The sequence below is a fragment of the Thalassotalea coralli genome, assembly GCF_055786205.1.
In genome coordinates, this window is record NZ_JBVVBK010000008.1 from 194,813 (window position 1) to 212,351 (window position 17,539).

Sequence of the window (17,539 nt, forward strand, 5' to 3'; positions counted from 1 at the left end):
GGAGATAGCAAAATGGATATCAAACCTATTTTTCTAAGCTTAAAGCACAATAAATTTATGGCGATTTTAATGATTATTCAAATCGCACTCACCATGGGGGTTCTTAGTAGTTCTGTTTTAGTTGCGACTTCTACGCTAAGTGAATGGAACATGCCTTCGGGTATTCCGCACACTGACATCGTACGTATTTCACCCGAGTTTTATGACGAAAGCCAAGATGTGGGTCAAGCCATGGTGCGCGACATAGAGCGTGTTCAACAAGTACCTTCGGTAGTTGCTATCGCAACGTCAAGCCAAGTGCCTTTTACATCTGAGCGTTTAACCAATGTTTATACGTCACCAGAGAAAGAAGCACAGCGTCATCAAACGGCGATTTTTGATAGCGATAAAGCATTGTTTAATGTGCTTGACTTAAAACTAGTTGAAGGGCGTTGGTTAGATGACTCTGATCTCGTAAAAGGGCCAGCTGAATCGACACCAGAGCAAGCTTCTGTTGTTATGGTCAGTGAAGACATGGCGAAAGAACTCTTTGGTGAAAATTCGGCAGTAGGTGAAACCGTTTGGTTATCGCAAGGCGCAAATCCAGTGCAAGTTGTTGGCGTGTATAGCAACTTTATGACAGGCGAGCGCTTAAACGGCCAAGGTCGCTCTTACCAAAGTATGATTCGTCCGCAAATTAAGTGGTCTGCCGGCAGCCAACCACACTACTTGATGCGCGTGTCAGACGGTCAAGCTGCTACACTGATGCCAGATCTGCTCGCGTTGTTTTACAAAGAGCGTGGTCGTTATGTAAATACCACAGAACTCTTAAAGCGCACGCAAAAACGCATGTATGATGGTCGTGGCAGCCGCGCGCTAACTTTCCTAGTGATCAGCGCTGTGCTGCTAATTATCACGGCTTTAGGTATTACAGGGTTAACGGCTTTTCAAATCACCCAAAAGAAAAAGCAAATCGGTACACGTAGAGCGCTTGGCGCGAAAAAACGTGACATTATTCGTTATTTCTTAACGGAAAACGCCTTGATAACCTGGATGGGTTTAACGCTAGGCATTATCGTTACTTTAGTGATTTCATTCGATTTATCACAAAGTATGAATGAAAATTTGTTAAACTTTACGGTATTAGGTGCGACAGGTTTATTAATTTGGTTTATCAATGCTTTAGCAGTATGGTTTCCAGCCAGACAAGCAGCAAACATTGCGCCAGCTATCGTAACCCGAAGCGCATAACCGTTGGATTAATTGTGAGCTAGCCAATCGCCATTGCTAGCTCACTTCAAGGAAAATGAATGAAAGCCAATATTTTAGTGATCGATGACAATGCCGATGTAGCGCACGCGCTATCAGTATTGTTTCAGCTAAATAACTTCCAATGTGATTACCGTGAAAGCCCAGAAGCTGGCCTTCATGCTCTACAAGAAAACCACTACGACCTAGTTATTCAAGACATGAACTTCACTGCTGATACTACCTCAGGTGAAGAAGGCATAGATTTATATCATAAGATTCGTGAACATTTTGATGACTTACCTATTATCTTAATGACAGCCTGGACTCACCTAGAAACAGCTGTTGAGTTGGTGAAGCTAGGGGCGAGTGACTATATCGCCAAACCGTGGGATGACGATAAACTGATCATCACCATTAATAACTTGCTTGAGCTAAACGAATTACAGCAGCAACAGCATCGCCAAGCCTTGAATCACCAGCGAGCAACGAAACTACTTGGCAAAGAATACGACTTATGTGGCATACGTTTTCAAAGTGACGCCATGTTGCAGCTACTGAAAATGGCTACCCAAGTAGCCCATTCTTCCGTATCGGTACTTATTACCGGTCCAAATGGCGCAGGCAAAGAAAAAATAGCGCAAATTGTTCAAGCCAATTCACAATGTAAAGAAGGGCCATTTATAAAAGTTAACGTTGGCGCTTTATCACCGGAGTTAATGGCAGCAGAACTGTTTGGTGCTGAAGCAGGCTCATACACTGGCATTACCAAACAGCGAGCAGGACGATTCGAACTAGCCAATAACGGGACGCTATTTCTAGATGAAATAGGCAACCTGTCTTTAGACGGTCAGGCTAAGTTACTCCGCGTTATTGAAACAGGGGAATTTGAACGCATCGGCGGTACTGAAACCTTAAAAGTTAATGTGCGAATTATTAGTGCAACCAACGCCGACTTAAAAGCGGAAATCGCCAAAGGTAATTTTAGAGAAGATTTATATTATCGCCTTAATGTGATCGAGCTTGCGTTGTCACCGTTAAATCAGCGAAAAGCCGATATTTTGCCCTTGGCACATCATTTTTTACCTGACGATTATCACTTAACCGAAGACACTGTTGAAACACTTAAGGCGTATGTATGGCCAGGTAATATTCGCGAACTTAAGAATGTTATGCAACGCGCATCACTGCTAGCACAAGACAAGTTAATTAATCCAGAGGTGCTTGGCTTGCCTGTGGTCACAAGTAGCAATGCCTCTTCTGTTGAAGCACTTACTGAACAAGATATAAAAGACGCCATTGCACAGGCTAGCGGTGTGATTTCTGAAGCAGCGAAAAACTTAGGTCTCAGCCGCAGCGCTCTGTACCGTCGAATGAAAAAATTTGGTATTGAGTAACGTTAGATGAAAAAACAGCGTTCTATCGTTCGCCGATTAAAGCTCGTCATGTGTTTATTACTTATCACCCAAAGCAGTGTATTTTATCTGCTTTGGCAGAGTGAAAACCTGTCGGTTTCAAGTTTTATTTACTTTACCTTGCTGTTTATATTATCCACCATCGCCGCTTTTCGCTGGATTCTCATGCCGTTAACAGAGTCCTTAAAAGCACTCGATAACGGCATTAATTCATTACGAGACAAAGATTACAGCTTAACGGTTTACAATAAAGATTACCGCGAGGTTTCTGATCTCATTAATATTTACAATGAGTTATCGTCAGTACTACGCAAAGAACGCATGGATATTTTCCAACGTGAATTATTATTAGATACAGTGATCCAATCGACGCCTGTTTCTCTAGTACTCACCAATCAAAACGGCGCGATCGTTTATAGTAATTTAGCCGCGAAGAAGTTATTCAAACAAAAAGCCAATATTAACGGCCTTAAACTACAAGACTTGTTAACGCATCTTTCGCCAGCATTGCAAGCGGCAACACTCGCAAAAGAAAATGGTTTAATTACAGAGCACATCGATCAAGAAAAAATTATTACCAATGTTAATTGTCGTCAATTTTCCCTGAATAGCCGCGAGCACTTTTTATACCTCTACAAAAACATGACAGCGGAAATATCTCATCAAGAAATTGATCTATGGAAACAAGTTATTCGCTTAATTAGCCATGAGCTTAACAACTCTTTAGCGCCCATCGCTTCATTAACAAGCTCAGCCAAGAAAATCATCCAGCAGCCTGAGCACCTGCACATGCTAGAAGATGTGCTAGAAACCATCGGCAACCGAACCCAACATTTGCATAATTTTATCCATCAATATGCAAAGTTTGCCAAACTCCCTAAACCAGAGCCCAAACCTATTACATTAACAAAATTTATTGAGCAACTCGGCCACTTAACCGATGTGAAAATAACCCAAGACTTTCAACGTCAGCAGGCCAACTTTGATCCCACCTTGATTGAACAAGTGCTCATTAACTTGATTAAGAACGCCTTGGAATCTGGTTCAGACAAAAATGAGGTTGGTTTAGATATTCGTCAGCATGGTGACCAGTTTGTCTTTAGTGTCTTTGATCGAGGAACTGGCCTAAGTGAAGCACAAATGCAACAAGCACTGCTCCCCTTCTACACGACCAAGAAAACAGGTAGCGGTATTGGTTTGGCATTATGTAATGATATTGTTAGTCAACATAATGGTAAATTAACCCTGACTAACCGAGAACATGGCGGCCTTTGCGTAAGCTTTAGTTTAGCTATCGCCTAACATCGGCGTTAGGGTTTGCCACAATGCAGAAATTAAAGGTTCGTTTCGCCTAGCTTGTAAACACCCTACCCATAAGTTCAAAGAGAAATTAAATTCTGGTTCAATCTTTACTTGCCCTAATGCACTGAGCTCTTTAGCAATGTTCGCTTCAATAAAGCTAGCGCCTAACCCTTCTTTGACAAAATCAATACGGGAAAGATCACTGGTCACGTGCATACGCTTACCTTTGCCATCTGCTAACGGGTTATTTATTTCAAATGGGCAATCTTGGCCAGCATAAATCCAGGCTAAGTCTGAAACATTTGATTGGCAATGAACGGGGACTATGGTGGTAATCTCCTGCTGTTTAACCAGTGCACCACAAAATCCTTTAGGCAGATCTCCATAAAAGTAACCCACATCTAATGTTAACTGGTCAATACCCTGAATGATTTTCTGGCTTGGCATTTCCATTACCGAAAGAGATAGTCCGGCAGATAGTTGCTGTAGATCAGAATGAAGTGCTGACATGGGTAAACTAGACGCAGGCTGATTAATACCAAGCTTAATCGTGCCTGTTAAACTTTGTTGTTGCTGTTGCGCCGACTGCATCATATCTAAGGCACTATCAAGCGTTGTCCGAGCTTTTTCCAGCAGCAGCTCGCCTTGTGGGGTTAGCTTCATTCCCTTGGAGGAACGAATAAAGAGAACAGTATCTAGTTCTTCTTCTAAGGCTTTGATATGTGCACTAATAGCTGGTGGTGTGGTGTACAAGCGCGATGCCGCTTTGGTTAGATTCTCTTCTTCAGCGACTGCGACAAACGAGCGCAAATGATAAAACTCCACAGTACCCTTCATCAATGACATTAGTGATGTAGCTAGCTTATCTCAGGGCTAGAAAAATCACCATATAGATTTCATGAACACGGTGTTCACGTTAAATGAATTCAGTCCAATTCTCCAAACAACTAAGCTATCTGCATCGTCACCAACTACGGCAAACACACCAAGGAGAATTTACATGAACCCAAGTATTGCTCAGCGTTTAGATTATTTTCAAACAAAGCTACAAGCTGAAACCGACTGTTCAGATGTTTATCAGGCGATAAAGTCAGGGCAAGATAACTTTGTGTTATTGGATGTTAGAAGTGAAGAGGCCTATGAGAAAAGTCACGCAATCACTGCGGTGAACTTACCTCACCCATTAATAACACCTGAATCGTTAGCTGCGTATGATAGCGATACCCTATTTATCGTTTATTGCTGGGGACCAGGCTGCAATGGTGCTACTAAAGCAGGTGCAAAAATTAGCGCCTTAGGTTATCAAGTAAAAGAAATGCTTGGTGGAATTCACTACTGGGAAGACTTTGAGCGCTACCCCGTTAATCGCAGGCAAACAGAAGTACAGCGCTAGCTATTCCGCAAAATAAAGTGGTCGCGAGTTACTTGGCGTGATACCAAATATCTACAACATCAAGGACTCGCTCGCCTTCCGGCGTACGCACAACAACTTCATCATCAACTTGTTTGCCGATAAGCGCTCTAGCCACTGGAGAATCTATGCTGATCTCGCCTTTTTTCATATCCCATTCATCGCTACCAACCAAACGATAAATAAATTCATCGTCGTTTTCGTCAATCACTTTTACCCAAGCACCAAAGAACACTTTTCCTTCTTGCTGTTTCTCTGGATAAACAATGGTGAGATCTTCTAAGCGTTTTGTTAAAAAGCGAACTCGTCTGTCTATCTCACGTAAGCGCTTCTTACCGTAAATATACTCCGCATTTTCACTTCGATCGCCTAGTGCTGCAGCTTCCGATACCGACTTTGTAATACGCGGACGCTCGTCTTTCCACAAGTACTTAAGTTCATCGTCTAATCGTTGCCACCCTTCACGAGTGATATAATTACTGCGTTTCATTGTTGAGATATGGTTAACTAGAAAGAAGCAATAAACTTAACATAATCGCCATGGGTTGGAAAACTTAGCGGGCATTGCTGAATTACCGAACAATTAATGATGCCCGAACATACTATTATTGGTGAAAACACGTTCATTAAATAGCTATTAATCATTAAGTTAACAAATCAATTCTGAAAATGGTCGTTAATTAAGTTTACAATAGATCTCGTATTGAACCACTTGCGTATGAAGCTTGTTTACTTGAGGGGCATTTCATGAAATTTAATCTGATATATGGCATCACCGGCTGTTTGCTACTTATTGGGTTAATCTGGTTAGTTGGTCCTTACAGCGCACATATCAATTTTTTAGAGGACCAAGGTGCCGCTTGGTATTATTGGGTACTTCCGGAGCAAGATCAGTATGCGCGTATCTCGGCCTGGCTATTGTATTTAGGCCATCAAGCGAGCATCTGGTATTTAATTTTTTGGGCGAAGCGTAACAAACAACAACTGCTAAAATCCGCTAAAGGACACTTGCATAAGGTCAACTACCTCGCCTTAGGCTTAAACCTCACTTTTATTCTTCTCCACATTGCCCAAACTAAGCTTTACTACGATGGCTTAGCGCAAGATACCAGTAATTTTGCTGCGCAAGTGTCTGTTATTTTGGTGCTGTCGTTAATTCTCATTCTTGAAAATCCAAGACGTGGGTTGCTATTAGGTAAAAAGATCAGTTGGATGAACCAAGCCAAACATGTGGTCAAAGAATATCATGGCTATTATTTTTCATGGGCGATGATATTCACCTTTTGGTTTCACCCAATCGAAACGACTCTAGGCCACCTGTTGGGTAACTTGTACATGTTCTTCTTTTTACTACAAGCTAGCCTAATCATGACCCCGTTTCACACTAATAAATACTGGCGGGCGACTTTAGAATCATTCGTCGTTGTTCACGCCGTTGCCGTTGCCTATTTTTCAGTGCATGCCCAACTTACCAGTATGTTTGCGTTTGGCTTCTTGACTATGTTTTTCCTCACTTACCTTTTTGGACTAGGGTTAAAAAAGCGCACTATCGTCTTATTAAACCTAGTGTATTGGCTAAGTGTTTTAGCCTTTTATCTGCCTGATTGGCAACGAATGACGGAAATTTTGCGCATTCCTGTTGTGCTGTATTTAACAGCGATTGTGTTGACATTACTGATAGTTGCAGGGGGTAAAGTGTTTGCTATGGTTTCTAACAAAAAACAGGCTACCTAACTGAATAGTCATTGACTTGAAACAAACTTGTAGGCTTCTCGGTGTTGGCATGCATCCCCTCCTTGGAATTTAGATAGCACGTTTTAACCTTAGCTGACTTTGCCACTATTGCCAGTTACAGTTGGTGTCTTAGCTAATTGCTCTGTCCAGCTTGCTGGTAATTTCGCCCATAAAAAAAGCAGCAGTACTTATCTAGTAAAGCGCCAATTGAATTACTAAACGAGCTAGGTGGTAAAGACCAGGTATTAAACTTGGTTAACAGAATTAAGCTTGGAGATCTTTCTTAATCGCGAGGTGAAAATAAAAAGCCCCGCGAGTGCGAGGCTTTGGATTCAAAATGTAAACTAGTGTTGAAGGCTACCTTCTACTTTAAGGCTTATGTTCTTATCTCTTTTACCCGACTCAAAGAACGCTTCAATTTGAGGTATATATTGAGCAATTTTTTCAACGAGTTCACGAGAAGAGTTTTCAGACCAGAAGGGGGCTGGAACCCACCACGGCTTTCCCCAAAAATATACGAACTGCTTTTTATCGGGTACAAGATTTGAAGAATCCAAAATTTTACAACCTTCAGAATTCTCTCTCTTAATCAAATTAATCTGAAAAGCGGGTCTATCATATTTATCGAAAGATAAATGGACATTGTACTTTGTGGAACCTATGTCCTTTTCCAGTACAATATCGCTTCTTGCTACAAGGTTTTTCGGATCATTCATTGTATATGGCACAACTTTGTAGCCAATGGCTTTAAAGCTCTCCACTAAAACGACATCAGTTTGTTGCGCCAAATTTTTTGTTGCGCTGGCAAGGCCGTTAAGCCACTTTTGTCGTCTCTTTTTATATGAATTCAGAGCTTTTTCCATTTTAACTTTCCGCATTTAGTTACAAGGACTATTTTCACTTGCTACACAATTTCCAGTCGCACCACCTGTCACAGCTCCGGCACCTCTTCCAGCCCTTGCAACATCATCGTATGAAGTTCTAGACACTTGAAAAGCACCATTTCCAATCTGTTTTTTAAGCTGCCTTTGAGCACCTGTTAAGCCAGCGGTTCCGAACTTCGCTTCTACAACTTTAACTGCGCCTGAACCTGTTTGCACAACAAAATCAGGCTTAGCATTTGCGGCTCTACCTGATAAATTTCCTAATTGAGAAACATTGCCAGCTTTTGCTTGGGCTGCAATTACTTTTTCTCCGCGAGCAGCAATGCCAACTCTGGCTACTGCCTCACCTATCTTACCTTTAGTTTGATTGCTCAATGATTTAGCCGCACTTGTTAATGCTTTGCCCCCGCCAAAACTACCGACAGTACCTAATGCAGCAGAAACAGCGATACTAGTGCCATCAATATTTGTAAGTGAATCACCTAAGCTTTGTCCTGATGCTAGGTTTGAGCTTACCTGCATACTATAATCAATAGCCGCACCGATGACAGCTCCCCATAAAAACTCGCCATTTGGGTCAGTGTATTTATAAGGATTGTTATTTACATACAAATATCGATTAAAGGACATCACAGGATTAGCAGGTGTCCAACCAACCGGATCATTCGAATAAAAACGACCTATGACTGGATCATAGTATCGTGCCTGCATATAACTTAAGCCAAGGTCAGTATCAAACTTATGTCCGGTATAACCTACTTCATCTTTTGCTGGCTCTATACTCTCTCCAAACGGCTTATAGTTCATAATACTGTCGTCAGGTACACTTACGCCCGTACCTTCTTTCGCAACGAGTTTATTGCCTAAGAAAATATAATTAATGCCACCTTCTGAGGTTTCGCGGTAAAGCAATTTACCTGACTGACTGTACATGCTGTAGCTTGTACCTGTGCTGTCTTGTGTTTTGATACGGCGGTTATAACCGTCATATATATAACGATTGTTCGCACCGGCATTCGTCATTTGATTCGCGAGGTTATACGTAAACGTTTTAACAGCGTCAGGGTCAGCGTTACCATTTTTACGCACATTACCGCGCTCGTCATAACTATTGGCTTGTGAAAAATCTCTTACTTTGGTGCTGGTACCTGTTCGAACAACATCTTTTAAGCGATTGTTTTGATAACTATATGTAAGGTCGTGAGAATTGAAACTGCTCGTATTACTATAGGTTTTAATATTGCCTAAGCCGTCATACGTTATGCTAGTTGAGCCAATACCTGCACCGCCTGTCGTCGTTTTCAAGCGGTCAAGTCCGTCATACTTTAGTTCTGATAGACTATAAATACCCGCTTCACGCGTATTGGTCAGTTTGGTGATATTACTGTTATTGTCATATTCGTAGCTAAGGTTTACCAGATCAGCACTACTGAACTTGTCGGTAATTTGTGATGGCATTAATCGACTATTCAACTTAGTTTTATGCACCACATCGTTACCATACGTAAAGGTATTAATGCTTCCATTAGGGTAATAACTCGCACCTGCTTTAACAAATGGCTCTGTATCTCGAATAGCTTGAGTTGGCTGGCCAAATCCGTTGGGAGAAAAACTGATCGGCACTGTTTCATTAGGGTGTAGCAGCGTAGCTAAATTGCCTAATGAGTCGTAACCGTAATCTAAGCTGAGAGTTTTACCATCAATAATTAAGGATTCATCTTCGAGTAAATTTAAACTATTGTAGCCGTAGCTTTGACTATAGCCTTCTCCCGTTATGGCGTTGACATTACCATTATTATCTAAAGTAAAAGTACGTGTCGCAGTACCGTCGCCGTAAGCAATTTTACGTTGGCTACCGAGGTTGTCGTAGGTAAATGTAACTGTCTGTGCTGATGTCGCTTCATGTGCTTCACAAGTCGTGCCTGATACGCCTTGTGCTTGCCATGTAATTTCGCCATTTGTTGCACGTTTAAAATAAGTGTTGCCTACATCAAGGCGTTTAACCATACATAATTGTTGCTGGCTATTATACAAACGTGTTTCAGTTTGCTTTGTCGTATCAGGGCCGTCTTGAGTAATTGAAGTGATATTGCCATACAAGTTAATGCCAATTTCTGTTGTTACCAGCTCTGGAGAATCAATATAGATCGCTTGTTCATAGCTTGGCGTACCATACGCTAAATACGTGGTAGTGGTTTCATTACCTCTAGCATCAGTCACTTGAATTTTGTTACCTGACTGGTAGTCGTATTCAATATTTTGAGATACACCCGTTTGACTAACGGTTTTTATTCTTTGGAGCCCATCATAAATCGTGTCTGTACCCGCAGATAATTTTGTTGCGTCATCAGACGGATAAGATGAAAAGGTTTCTTTGTTAGACGCATTAAAGCCTTTTTGTTGATAAACGGTTGAACTGCCGTCTGTTGATGTAATTAACTCCGGACGCAACAAACCATCGTACAAGGTTGTTGTAGTAAACTTTACGGTATCAGTAACACAGCCAGTTTTATCTGTATCTAACGTACAACGTTTAACTTCTCTTATAGGCTGGGTTCCTGACGTACCGCCATCATAAGACCAAGTATATAAAGTGCTTAACCAAGTTAACTCTCCCGTTTTAGCAACGGGTGTTACCGATTGAATTTGTCCAATGTTATCATAAGTATAATTGACCACATTTTTATTAAAATCAGTTGTAGACGTAATCCAACCATTGTCATTTATACTACGAAGAGCATGCATTTCACCTGTCGTTACACGCTTAGGTACGCTAATTTTTGTAGGCATACCTCGTTTGTAATCACTAAATTTTCGATAACTATTTACGGTGTCATCTGTTGTTAAAGGCGAATTAAACTCTATGTGAGTAACATTACCTTCATCGCTGTAGCTTTTGTAATACAGTTGCCAAACACCAAACGATTTTTGATACTTGGGGAGATTTGGATAACTTGCATCATCACTTGGGTAATAGGTTGTTTCATTAACCGCTTTTAAGGTATCAGGAAACGAATTAGCGCTATTGATTTTAGTTGTGGTGGGTAAGTTCAATATCCACGCATCTGTATCATGTTGATAACTTTTTTGCGTGTACTTAGTTGTCGTAGTAAAAGAGTTAGAGCTATTGAACTCTTCTAGTGCACCATAACTATTATATTTCGTGTAATTCGTCGTGTAGGTATCGCCGTTTTCTAAAACAACAGTAGAAGATGTTAAGGCATCACTCGAAATAGGGATAATATTGGTCGTAGTGATTGGATCAACGATACCAGAATCACCTTTCATTATTCCTGGTGTAAATGCGCTGTATTCTGTTTTTAAGAGTACGTCATCACTATCAAACCATTGAGTCGCGACAACTTTACCGTCAGTGTGATCCCAACGTTTACTGATGTAATACTTTATTTTATTACCATCTGGATCATCAACGGTAAGAACTCTTAAATCATACCTGTTGAAACCGAGTGAATTAGGTACCGCACTACATTGGGTATCAGCATTACATGTAGTATCTTTTTGGTCATCAAAAATACTGTCATTATTAAACCCTTCATAAGCGGTTTCATTGTCGCCCCAACCAGTTGAGTTCCAATTATCAATATTCCAGTGCTTGCCATTATTTGTATATGTATAATCCCATTGATAAGTGACGCCCGTTTTCACTGTTAAACGCTTTTGCGTAATGCCCAAATTGGCGTAACATGAATTGATATTGTAAGACGCGGCATTATTATTTGATGAAACTGGCAACATACGATCAGCGGGAACTTCGGTACGGCCATGCACTTTTAATGCGTAGTCAAACTCTGCTATTGCACCATAAGGGTGAGTGACTTTCATCACCATAGCGCCGCCTTCTTCAATTTCAAATCTACATAGGCGAGACGCTGCATCTGCTAGATCTTTATCAGCGACAACTTGAGGAGCGTAATTCGAAAACGACGGGAACTCGTAAAGCCAGAATTTACCATCTGGATTAATCACTTTAGATAAGTTTTGCCCCGCATATTCATAGGTCCAAGTTTGTCCTAAAGAAACTATATTATCGATAAGTCCGTCTTTGTAATTAACCGATACGAGTGTTTGCTGTGTTTTGTTTTTAGGGGTGTATTTAATGTAAGTTAGTTTACTGTCAAGGTATTCATAAGCGAGCTTGTTACCAAAGCGATCTTCAATATCCGTCACAAGATACTCTAAACGATAACGACTTGCGGCTTTATTTCTTCTAACTAAAGACTCCCCTCTTACTTGTCTTCTGTCTGCTAATGTGTATTTAACCCCACTAGGCGTGGTGACCAAAAAATATTCATTGTTATCAGTATCAGTTACACAATCTATTTTAATATTGCTTGTGGTCTGGTAATCAGAACCTCCCCCTCGCAGTAACTTCCCCCCTGACTGCCCTGGTATTGTTAATGTAGCGCCATTCCAATATTCATGTTGTTCAACGGTTTGGCCTAATGCGGCGGTAATTGGCCCTGGAGATAATGCTTTTGAGCAAGCCGTTGCCTCATCATAATTAGGCGTCCAACGAGTATCGCCTTTCAGCACAGTGGCACTTATTCGAGGTAGGTCAAGTTGCCAATCACTAAATTCAGCTGCATCTTTATCATTTAAACCAGATAGTCTTTGATAGACTCTTGAAATACTTACATTTACTTCCATATTCAAAGGAATCGAAATGTCAGTAGCAGAAAATGAAATACCACCATCAGCTAACGATATATTTTCTCCCGCAAGGTTAGTAGAAAGGAGATCTATATCGGTCCTTGGTGCCATACGTTCTAGTTCAAATTCTGAAGGCGGGCCAAACAATGGGTCTACGTTTTCGCTGGACACATTAGCGGATATCAGCTGTGCGCTAAACAGAGCCGTAGCGAGTGCACTGATATAACGTTTCCTTGAACCTGAGATAAAAGTTTTCATTATTGTATTGCTCCATCTTTATCTGTTTCTGCAACAGGGGTCCCTAAAATATCAGTGTGAATAAAAAGAGTTATTCTTGGCTTTTTGTATTGATAACCGTCACTCGTTTGCTCTAAGAGTATTTCACTACTTCCATCTACACTAACCAGCTTAATATCATCTAGTCCGTCTCCCGTGAAATCCCCAAACTCAACGGTATAACCGCTATCAGTAAAGTTCTCTTCTGGATTTAATGCTTCCCATTGGTTTAAGGTTAATTCTTCAATCAGCCACGTTCCGTTATCATTTGTTATTCTTAAAAATATTTCACTATCTGATGAAGTAACCTTAAGGTAGTAATTCCCATCTTCGTCAACATACAAGATATTGCTAACTTCTGTTGCTTGGAGCTGAACATTGTCTATTATAAATTCCACAGGAGCATAAGAGTTTCCACCCAGCGTCGCGAAACCTGAACTATTGTTTTGAAAGCTCACTCTGATTTTTTTCACTTTTTTGGTGAAATCAAGCTCAGCTAAGATGTCAACTAATTGAATTGACTCATTATCTAAATCTATCTCAGTCACAAAATTAGCTATCGACATAAGAGGGTCATTGCTAAAAAAACCTCCACTCACGCTTACGTCACTTTCATATTCCACCGAAACAACAACAAACAAAGAAGTTACAGGGGTTGTACACAAAAACCCGTTGATACACGTTGAAGTGGCTTCTCCTACATCAACTATTTTTAATGCACCTGTAAAGTTCGCGCTTTCTAATTCAGTTGGCTCGTCAAATAAATAGCTATAAGTTATTGCACTACTTGAAGTGCCAGTGATAGCTTTTAAACTTTGGTTACCCGCTAGCGCCCCTTCTTGAATTAATGAATATTCGGAGCCTTGTGCAGTAAAGTCATTTCCTAGCTCAAAATCTCCATGGGGGATTAAGCCCGTTGTATACGGTATAGAATTAGGACTAACAACAACCTCTTCGTTTAAGGTTTCGCTGTTCACCATGTCGTCTTTTAATGCTATTGCGCGAATAGTCGTAGTTTCAACAAGGTGTATTTTACTTGTGTACAGTGTACTGCTTTCGGTAGGTTCACTATTGTCGATCGTGAAATAAATCAAAGCATCAATGGTGTCACTTAATAGCTCTACTTCAACTGAATCATCTGGTAGCGTTGTTTTGGTTAAAGTAGGAGTGGCTACTTTACCGGGCGGTTCAACAATGGTGTTAAGTTCATCACTTGGTAACAAGCCTAGTTTATACGCTTTCGCGCGAACTGTGGTAGTCTCAGATAAGTGCACTTTACTTGTAAATAGTGTACTGCTTTCGGTAGGTTCACTATTGTCGATCGTGAAATAAATCAAAGCATCAACGGTGTCACTTAATAACTCCACTTCAACTGAACCATCTGGTAACGTCGTTTTGCTTAAAGTAGGAATGGCTACGATACCGAGCGGTTCAACATAGACAGTTTCAGTGAGAAGGTCACTGTCTAACATGCCGGCTTTCGTTGCTCGTGCTATCACGGTTTGAGTGCTTGCAAGATTAAACGCCGTGCTATATTCATCTTCAGTACCTTCAGCACCCAATTTATAATAGATCGTCGCGCCTGATGTACTACTTAAACTTACATTCACAGAACCATCTTGTAGTGTAGCTGTTGTTAGTGACGGCGTAGCGACTTGCTGAGTCGCAATAATGAATGACGCAACGGTTTCGTTACTCGGTGCCATCCCACTACTGTATACACGGGCACGATACGTGGTATTCGTTGTGACCGTTTGAGAAGAGCCTGGTGTCCAAACCGGCGAACTACTGGTGACCTCAGTGTCATTCGTGGTATAGCGGATCGTACTATTGGGCTCAAGTGATTCAATGGTGACATCATAAGATGCCTTTCCTGTGCGTTGCACCGGTGAAATAGCAGGGGCGTCACCTCTGGGTCTGATCGTAAAGCTCGCACTTTCCACATCACTGGTTGTCATGCCACTTTTGGCCGCAATCGCCTTCACGGTCTTACTACTCGTGAGCGTAAATGGCGTCGAGTATTCCGTTGAACCTGTTGTTGGGGTCTCACCGTTAGTGGTGTAATAAATCGTCGAGCCACTGGTATTCGGCGTTAACGTAACCTGTTTAGACACATCATATGTGCCACCATTTGGCGAAATGCTTGGCTTGGCCACAGTAGGTTGAATCGTAAAGGACGCAACCGTTTCATTACTCGGTGCCATCCCACTACTGTATACACGGGCACGATACGTGGTATTCGTTGTGATTGTTTGCGATGAGCCTGGTGTCCAAACCGGTGAACTGCTGGTGACCTCAGTGTCATTCGTGGTATAGCGGATCGTACTATTGGGCTCAAGTGATTCAATGGTGACATCATAAGATGCCTTTCCTGTGCGTTGCACCGGTGAAATAGCAGGGGCGTCACCTCTGGGTCTGATCGTAAAGCTCGCACTTTGCACATCACTGGTTGTCATGCCACTTTTGGCCGCAATCGCCTTCACGGTCTTACTACTCGTGAGCGTAAATGGCGTCGAGTATTCCGTTGAACCTGTTGTTGGGGTCTCACCGTTAGTGGTGTAATAAATCGTCGAGCCACTGGTATTTGGCGTTAACGTAACCTGTTTAGACACATCATATGTGCCACCATTTGGCGAAATGCTTGGCTTGGCCACAGTAGGTTGAATCGTAAAGGACGCAACCGTTTCATTACTCGGTGCCATCCCACTACTGTATACACGGGCACGATACGTGGTATTCGTTGTAACCGTTTGCGATGAGCCTGGTGTCCAAACCGGTGAACTGCTGGTGACCGCGGTGTTATTGGTGGTATAGCGGATCGTACTATTGGGCTCAAGTGATTCAATGGTGACATCATAAGATGCCTTTCCTGTGCGTTGCACCGGGGAAATAGCAGGGGCGTCACCTCTGGGTCTGATCGTAAAGCTCGCACTTTGCACATCACTGGTTGTCATGCCACTTTTGGCCGCAATCGCCTTCACGGTCTTACTACTCGTGAGCGTAAACGGCGTTGAATATACGGTTGAACTGGTCGTTGGCGTTGCGCCGTTAGTGGTGTAATAAATTGTCGAGCCACTGGTATTTGGCGTTAACGTAACCTGTTTAGACACATCATATGTGCCACCATTTGGCGAAATGCTTGGCTTGGCCACAGTAGGTTGAATCGTAAAAGACGCAACCGTTTCATTACTCGGTGCCATCCCACTACTATATACACGGGCACGATACGTGGTATTCGTTGTGATTGTTTGCGATGAGCCTGGTGTCCAAACTGGTGAACTGCTGGTGACCGCGGTGTTATTCGTGGTATAGCGGATCGTACTATTGGGCTCGAATGAATCAATGGTGACAACATAAGATGCCTTGCCGGTGCGCTGCACTGGAGAAATAGCAGGGGCGTCACCTCTGGGTCTGATCGTAAAGCTCGCACTTTGCACACCACTGGTTGTCATGCCACTTTTGGCCGCAATCGCCTTCACGGTCTTGCTACTCGTGAGCGTAAACGGCGTTGAATATACGGTTGAACTGGTCGTTGGCGTTGCGCCGTTAGTGGTGTAATAAATCGTCGAGCCACTGGTATTTGGTGTTAACGTAACCTGTCTAGACACATCATATGTGCCACCATTTGGCGAAATGCTTGGTTTGGCCACAGTAGGTTGAATCGTAAAAGACGCAACCGTTTCATTACTCGGTGCCATCCCACTACTATATACACGGGCACGATACGTTTTATTCGTTGTGATTGTTTGAGATGAGCCCGGTGTCCAAACCGGTGAACTGCTGGTGACCGCGGTGTTATTCGTGGTATAGCGGATCGTACTATTGGGCTCGAATGAATCAATGGTGACAACATAAGATGCCTTGCCGGTGCGTTGCCCTGGAGAAATAGCAGGGGCGTCAGCTCTGGGCCTGATCGTAAAGCTCGCACTTTGCACACCACTGGTTGTCATGCCACTTTTGGCCGCAATCGCCTTCACGGTCTTGCTACTCGTGAGCGTAAATGGCGTTGAATATACGGCTGAACTGGTCGTTGGCGTTGCGCCGTTAGTGGTGTAATAAATTGTCGAGCCACTGGTATTTGGTGTTAACGTAACCTGTCTAGACACATCATATGTGCCACCGTTTGGCGAAATGCTTGGTTTGGCCACAGTAGGTTGAATCGTAAAAGACGCAACCGTTTCATTACTCGGTGCCATCCCACTACTATATACACGGGCACGATACGTTTTATTCGTTGTGATTGTTTGAGATGAGCCCGGTGTCCAAACCGGTGAACTGCTCGTGACCGCGGTGTTATTCGTGGTATAGCGGATCGTACTATTGGGCTCGAATGAATCAATGGTGACAACATAAGATGCCTTGCCGGTGCGTTGCCCTGGGGAAATAGCAGGGGCGTCAGCTCTGGGCCTGATCGTAAAGCTCGCACTTTGCACACCACTGGTTGTCATGCCACTTTTGGCCGCAATCGCCTTCACGGTCTTGCTACTCGTGAGCGTAAATGGCGTTGAATATACGGTTGAACTGGTCGTTGGCGTTGCGCCGTTAGTGGTGTAATAAATCGTCGAGCCACTGGTATTTGGTGTTAACGTAACCTGTCTAGACACATCATATGTGCCACC

Annotated in this window: 10 protein-coding genes; 5 read left to right on the plus strand and 5 right to left on the minus strand. The window is 42.4% G+C overall.

What is annotated here, in order from left to right; translation table 11 throughout:
- Positions 1–12 precede the first annotated feature (12 nt).
- The 3 genes from ACOB80_RS19045 to ACOB80_RS19055 are packed head-to-tail and all read left to right on the plus strand — an operon-like array spanning position 13 to position 3,944.
- Positions 13–1,230 carry an ABC transporter permease gene (locus ACOB80_RS19045; protein WP_473167458.1) on the plus strand — a complete coding sequence of 406 codons (1,218 nt, stop codon included), beginning with the start codon at positions 13–15 and terminating at the stop codon, positions 1,228–1,230.
- A 59-nt stretch (positions 1,231–1,289) separates the two neighbouring features.
- Complete coding sequence (locus ACOB80_RS19050) at positions 1,290–2,624, plus strand: sigma-54-dependent transcriptional regulator (protein ID WP_473167459.1); 1,335 nt, start codon at positions 1,290–1,292, stop codon at positions 2,622–2,624.
- A gap of 6 nt (positions 2,625–2,630) precedes the next feature.
- Entirely contained in the window at positions 2,631–3,944 is a 1,314-nt protein-coding gene (locus tag ACOB80_RS19055) for a sensor histidine kinase (RefSeq protein WP_473167460.1), read from the plus strand.
- On the opposite strand, the gene ACOB80_RS19060 is transcribed toward ACOB80_RS19055, so the two are convergent.
- The gene (locus ACOB80_RS19060; protein WP_473167461.1) at positions 3,930–4,790 is read right to left on the minus strand and encodes a LysR family transcriptional regulator; all 861 of its coding nucleotides are present in this window, start codon (positions 4,788–4,790) and stop codon (positions 3,930–3,932) included. The two genes, ACOB80_RS19055 and ACOB80_RS19060, sit on opposite strands and share 15 nt — an antisense overlap.
- 154 nt (positions 4,791–4,944) lie before the next feature.
- On the opposite strand from ACOB80_RS19060, the gene ACOB80_RS19065 reads away from it, so the two are divergent.
- Positions 4,945–5,337 (plus strand): rhodanese-like domain-containing protein, encoded by a 393-nt coding sequence (locus ACOB80_RS19065; RefSeq protein ID WP_473167462.1) that lies wholly within the window; start codon positions 4,945–4,947, stop codon positions 5,335–5,337.
- 28 nt (positions 5,338–5,365) lie between these two features.
- On the opposite strand, the gene greB is transcribed toward ACOB80_RS19065, so the two are convergent.
- On the minus strand, positions 5,366–5,845 hold the full coding sequence (gene greB, locus ACOB80_RS19070; RefSeq protein WP_473167463.1) for a transcription elongation factor GreB: 480 nt from the start codon (positions 5,843–5,845) through the stop codon (positions 5,366–5,368).
- 257 nt (positions 5,846–6,102) lie between these two features.
- On the opposite strand from greB, the gene ACOB80_RS19075 reads away from it, so the two are divergent.
- Positions 6,103–7,089 carry a hypothetical protein gene (locus ACOB80_RS19075; protein ID WP_473167464.1) on the plus strand — a complete coding sequence of 329 codons (987 nt, stop codon included), beginning with the start codon at positions 6,103–6,105 and terminating at the stop codon, positions 7,087–7,089.
- A gap of 344 nt (positions 7,090–7,433) precedes the next feature.
- Here ACOB80_RS19075 and ACOB80_RS19080 read toward each other — a convergent pair whose 3' ends face one another.
- The 3 genes from ACOB80_RS19080 to ACOB80_RS19090 form a co-directional block, all read right to left on the minus strand.
- Positions 7,434–7,952, minus strand: coding sequence for a hypothetical protein (locus ACOB80_RS19080; protein WP_473167465.1), 519 nt, complete (start codon positions 7,950–7,952; stop codon positions 7,434–7,436).
- Between the two features lie 15 nt (positions 7,953–7,967).
- Entirely contained in the window at positions 7,968–12,902 is a 4,935-nt protein-coding gene (locus tag ACOB80_RS19085; RefSeq protein ID WP_473167466.1) for an RHS repeat domain-containing protein, read from the minus strand.
- Positions 12,902–17,539: chitobiase/beta-hexosaminidase C-terminal domain-containing protein (locus tag ACOB80_RS19090; RefSeq protein WP_473167467.1), on the minus strand; the 4,638-nt coding region annotated here is incomplete at its 5' end. The genes ACOB80_RS19090 and ACOB80_RS19085, both read right to left, overlap by 1 nt.